The organism is Sphingopyxis sp. KK2 (assembly GCF_001990265.1).
GTDB lineage: Bacteria > Pseudomonadota > Alphaproteobacteria > Sphingomonadales > Sphingomonadaceae > Sphingopyxis.
The window spans coordinates 1-4,701 of the sequence record NZ_LYVN01000211.1 but is presented as its reverse complement, the minus strand read 5'-3'; the positions used below and the strand labels follow the sequence as shown (position 1 = coordinate 4,701).

The following is a 4,701-nucleotide window of genomic DNA, read 5'->3' as shown; positions in this document are numbered from 1 at the left end:
AGCGAGGCGCCGTGCCGGACGCCGCCGTCTATGAACGCGCCGGCGTCATCCGCCTTGCCGGCGATCGCTTCGCCTTCACCCACCCCGCCAGCCAGAAAATCCTGCTCGACCTCGTGCGCAGCCCCGCCCCGACCGGCCTCGCCTTTCAGGCGCTCGGCAAGGGGGGCAAGGAATGCCCGGTGCTCGTCGCGCGCATCACCCGGCAATCGGCGCCGCAGATCGGCGGCGTCCGGCACGGCGCCTCGCTCATCGTCACGCTGGGCAGCGCGCCCGGCGAAACCCCGGTGGTCGAGGTCAACCGCGTCGCGCAATGGTTCGGCCTCACCCCGTCCGAGGCGCGCCTCGCGGTCGCGCTCGGCGCCGGACAGTCGGTGCAGGATTATGCCGCCCAGCGCGCGATCAGCCTCAACGCCGCGCGCTTCCTCCTGAAAGGCGTGTTCCGCAAGACCGGCGCGGCGAGCCAGGCGCAACTCGTCGGCATGCTCGCGCGCCTGCCGGCGGCATCGGCGAGCTGAGGTCTGCTTTGGGGTGGTGAGCGGACGTTCCCAAAATCGTCGCCCCCGCGTAGGCGGGGGCCGCTAGCAGCCTTGCACTGCACCATTCCGTAAACCGACAGCGGCCCCCGCCTGCGCGGGGGCGACGTTCATTTTCGGTCGCTTTCTGCCGCACCTAAGCACCTGCGTCCAACATCGGCGACTGCCCCCCACCGACGAGCATCGTACCCGCTAGCCACTCGGACCAAAGAAAAAGGGACGCAGCCTTGCGGCTGCGCCCCTCATCTCCCCCGAAACCGGGTGTTGTCCGTCAGCGCGACGCCAGCCGCACCGGGGTGCCGCGCGCGGCCCACTGGATGCTCTCGCTGCCGCCCATTTCGCGGATGAAGCACGGCTGGCCGTCGGCGCGCAGCTGCGAACACAGCATGTTCGCGTCGGCGCGCGTCTTGATGCCGTTGACGGTCAGGCGATAGAAGGTGCGGCCCTTGACGGTCGCGGCGTGGCTCGACGCCGGGAAATTCGCCAGCATCGCGTTGCGCTTCTTCAGACCGCCCCATTTTTCCTTGGCGATGCCCAGGCTGTCATAGGCGCCGAGCTGCACCGCCCAGCCACTGGGCTTCTTCGCGTCGAAGGCGAGCTGCGGCACGAATTTGCTCGCCAGTTCGCGCGCTTCCTGATGGAACGGGCGCTTCGCCTCGGTTTCGCCCGCGACGCGCGGCGCGGCGCGATAGGGCGCGGCATCGGCCAGGATCACCGGCGATGCGACGGCGGGCGACGGCAGTTCGGTGACCGGCACGACGCCATTGGCGTCGCGCTGCGGCATCGGCAGTTCGACCGTACGGATGTCCGAAGCCGCGACCGCAACCGCGGGCGGCGGCGGCGCAAAAGCATCGACCGGCGCCGGGTCGGCGCTGGCAAGCTCGACCGGCGCATCGGCGGCGGCCATCTGCGTGTCGGCGAAATTGGCGAGCGCGAGGCGCACCGGCATGCCGGCGTCGGCCTGCGCCTTGACCCCGATCAGGCTCGCGACGCGAACCGCGCTGTTTTCTTCCTTGGCGAGTTGCGACCATTCGGCCATCCGCCCCTCGAGCTTTTCGAGCGACAAATCCTGCGACGCGAGGATGCGCGCCTGCGCCCAGCGGCCCGACAGGGCAAAAGCGAGCGCGAGATTCTGGCGGGTGCGGGCGCTGGCGCCCTCGGCACGCGCGGCCTCGGTCAGCACATAGATCGCCGATTCATTGTCGCCCGCCAGCGCGAGCGCGAGGCCCGTGTCGGCAGCCGGCAGCGTGTCGCGATAGGCGTTGAGCAGCCCCATCGCTTCCTTGCCCTTGTTCTGCGCGATATAGGACAAGGTCAGCGCGAGCACGGTGTTGCTGTCGGTGACGCCGAGTTCCATCGCTTCGGTCAGCGCGGCCGAGGCCGAGGCGAAACGCCCGTCGCTCAGATAAGCCTGGCCGAGCAGCGCGCGATAGCTGCCGTCGCGCGGGCTCGCCGAAACGGCGGCTTCGGCGAGGCTCACGGCCTTGCTCGTCTTGCCGGCTTCGAGCGCGGTGCGCGCCTGCGAGGCCGATTTCATGGCGGTTTCGGGCTTGCCGAGCGTGTTCGACGGCGCATTCGCCATCTTGCCCATACTGCAGCCGGTGGTGGTCAGGCCGAGCACGAAGCCCGAAACGGCAAGCTTCATCAGCAGGTTGCGGTTCATGACAGGTCCCCCTTACTCGCCCGAAGGCTTCATCGTCTGGCGCGACGGGCGCGCGGCCGGCAGGCGGCTCGCCATCGCGTCGATTTCGGGCAGCGACGACAGGAAGTCGTCGAGCAGGTCGGTCAGGATGACCTGCGCCGACCGGTTGGTGACCGCGCTCGCCAGCCGCAGCCGCAGATGGCGTTCGGCATCGAGGCGCAGCGTGAAGGCCGCCTTTTCGCGGGCGCGCAGCGTCCGCGGGGCCTTCGGCGTCTTGGTTTCGACGACATGTTTTTCGACCGGACGCGCCTCGACCTTGGCCGCCACGGCGGCGACGCGGTCGCTCAGCGATTCCTGCTGGCGGACGATTTCGGGCACGACGGGCACGAAGGGGACGAACGCCTCTTCCTCGCGCTCTTCTGCCTGATGATCGCCGAGCCAGTCGACGACTTCATGGCCGGCGCTCTCTTCGACCGCATGTTCGGCCTCGACATTATGCTCGGGCACCGATCCGCTCAGCAGCGGCTTCAGGTCGATCATATGCGCGGGTTCGCTCGACTGCACCGGGTCGACGTCATAGCCCATGTCGTTCCAGCCGAGGTCGTCGTAACCGACGGTGTTGACCGGAACCGGGCCGCTGCCGAGCGGCTGGCGGCGCATGGCGGGCCGTGCGGCACCCTTGCGGGCGAGCAGTCCGGCGCTCAGCGATGCGAGGGGTTTGGGTTCGCCCATGGCTTGCATCTCCCCTTACTGGCCGGCGATGCGGCGGCCGAAACCACCGCCCATCGGGCGGACGGCGCCATAGCCGCCTTGCGGAGAGGGCATCGACGCGCCGCTGAACACGGTGCGCCGGAAATTCTTTTCGAGCCGGTCGTTCATATATTGCCACAACTGGCGGATTTCGTCGGCCGAACGGCCGTTGGGATCGACTTCCATCACCGTGCGGCCGTCGATCATCGACGCGGCATAATCGGTGCGGTGGTGCAGCGTGATCGGCGCGACGGTGCCGTGCTGCGACAGCGCGACCGCGGCCTCGCTGGTGATCTTGGCCTTCGGCGTCGCGCCGTTGACGACGAACACCAGCGGCTTGCCGGCGCGTTCGCACAGGTCGACGGTGGCGCCGACGGCGCGCAGGTCATGCGGGCTGGGGCGCGTCGGGACGACGATCAGTTCGGCGACCCCGATGACGCTCTGGATCGCCATGGTGATCGCGGGCGGGGTGTCGATGACGGCGAGCTTGAAGCCCTGCTGGCGCAGGATTTCGAGGTCGGAGGCGAGCCGCGCGACCGTGGTCTGGGCGAAAGCCGGCAGGTCGGTCTCGCGTTCGTTCCACCAGTCGGCGAGCGAGCCCTGCGGATCGATGTCGATCAGGACGACGGGCCCTGCACCGGCGAGCTGAGCCTGCACCGCAAGGTGCCCCGACAATGTCGTCTTGCCCGACCCGCCTTTTTGTGAAGCCAATGCCAAAACGCGCACAGCTGTCCCCCTAATGTGACTACGAATTGGGGGTGGAATGCCATGCGGGGGCCTAAGATTGGGTTAACGATGTGAAAAAGAGGGTAAACGGTCCGTTGGACAGCATGGTAAATCGAGGCTTAAGATAAAGTTGTGCCGTATCGGATCAGAAACACTCTGGTCGACGCGTCGCTAACGGGCTGTTAGCCATTGCCTCCTAGCGCGGGGCCGGGGACTGTCGATCGCCCGGGTCCGGGCCTCGCACGTCAGTGGAGATTGTCATGCGTTTATTCCGCACCGCCCGATGGCTCAGCCTGCCCTTGCTGTCGGCGGCGCTGTCGGCGCCCGTTCTCGCGGCACCCGCGCCGGCCACGCCCGCCGCCGCGGCGCCCAGCGTCAAGGATGGCGTCGATTTTTGGGAGGGCGGCAATTACCAGCAGGCGGTGGCGATCTGGCGCCCGCTCGCGCTCGCGGGCGATGCCGACGCGCAATTCAACCTCGGTCAGGCCTATAAGCTCGGCCGCGGCGTCCCCGCCGACCTCGTGCAGGCCGAGGACTGGTATCGCCGCGCCTCGAAACAGGGACATCTCCAGGCCGAGGACAATCTCGGCCTCGTCCTCTTCACCGCCAACCGCCGCCAGGAAGCGATGCCGCATATCCTGCGCTCGGCGGCGCGCGGCGAACCGCGCGCGCAATATGTCCTCGGCACCGCGATGTTCAACGGCGACCTCGCCGCGCAGGACTGGCCGCGCGCCTATGCGCTGACCAAGCGCGCGAGCGACGCCGGACTCGGCATCGCCTCGGCGCGCCTGGCGCAGCTCGACAATCTGATCCCGCTCGACCAGCGCCAGGCGGGGCTCGCGATGATCCCCGAGATGGAAAAGAGCGAACAGCGCGAACGTCTCGCCGCGGTCAACGCCGCCGCACCGCCGGCCGCCAAGCCCGCCCCCTCGCCGGTCAAGACCGCCAGCCTGCCCGCCTCGGTCCCCGGCACCAGCTACACGCCGCCGCCGGTGATCCAGAGCCAGCCCGCGCCCCCGCCGCCCGCGCCGCGCGCCGCGGTGCCGCAAC

5 protein-coding genes are annotated in these 4,701 nt (G+C 68.9%); 2 read left to right on the top strand and 3 right to left on the bottom strand.

Going from position 1 to position 4,701, the window contains the following annotated elements:
• Positions 1–515 (top strand): helix-turn-helix transcriptional regulator (locus B1A78_RS20480; protein ID WP_372236915.1); only part of this gene is annotated, 515 nt, incomplete at its 5' end.
• 289 nt (positions 516–804) lie between these two features.
• Here the strand turns inward: B1A78_RS20480 and B1A78_RS20475 are convergent.
• Genes B1A78_RS20475 through B1A78_RS20465 form a run of 3 tightly spaced genes read right to left on the bottom strand, consistent with a single transcriptional unit; the run spans position 805 to position 3,651 of the window.
• A complete protein-coding gene (locus B1A78_RS20475; protein ID WP_077148718.1) occupies positions 805–2,196 on the bottom strand; it encodes an SPOR domain-containing protein in 1,392 nt (463 codons plus the stop codon).
• Positions 2,197–2,208: 12 nt separating this feature from the next.
• Complete coding sequence (locus B1A78_RS20470) at positions 2,209–2,907, bottom strand: hypothetical protein (protein ID WP_077148717.1); 699 nt, start codon at positions 2,905–2,907, stop codon at positions 2,209–2,211.
• Positions 2,908–2,922: 15 nt separating this feature from the next.
• Positions 2,923–3,651, bottom strand: a complete 729-nt coding sequence (locus B1A78_RS20465) for a ParA family protein (protein ID WP_077148716.1) — start codon at positions 3,649–3,651, stop codon at positions 2,923–2,925.
• A gap of 260 nt (positions 3,652–3,911) precedes the next feature.
• Here B1A78_RS20465 and B1A78_RS20460 point away from each other — a divergent pair.
• Positions 3,912–4,701 (top strand): tetratricopeptide repeat protein (locus B1A78_RS20460; RefSeq protein WP_144037935.1); only part of this gene is annotated, 790 nt, incomplete at its 3' end.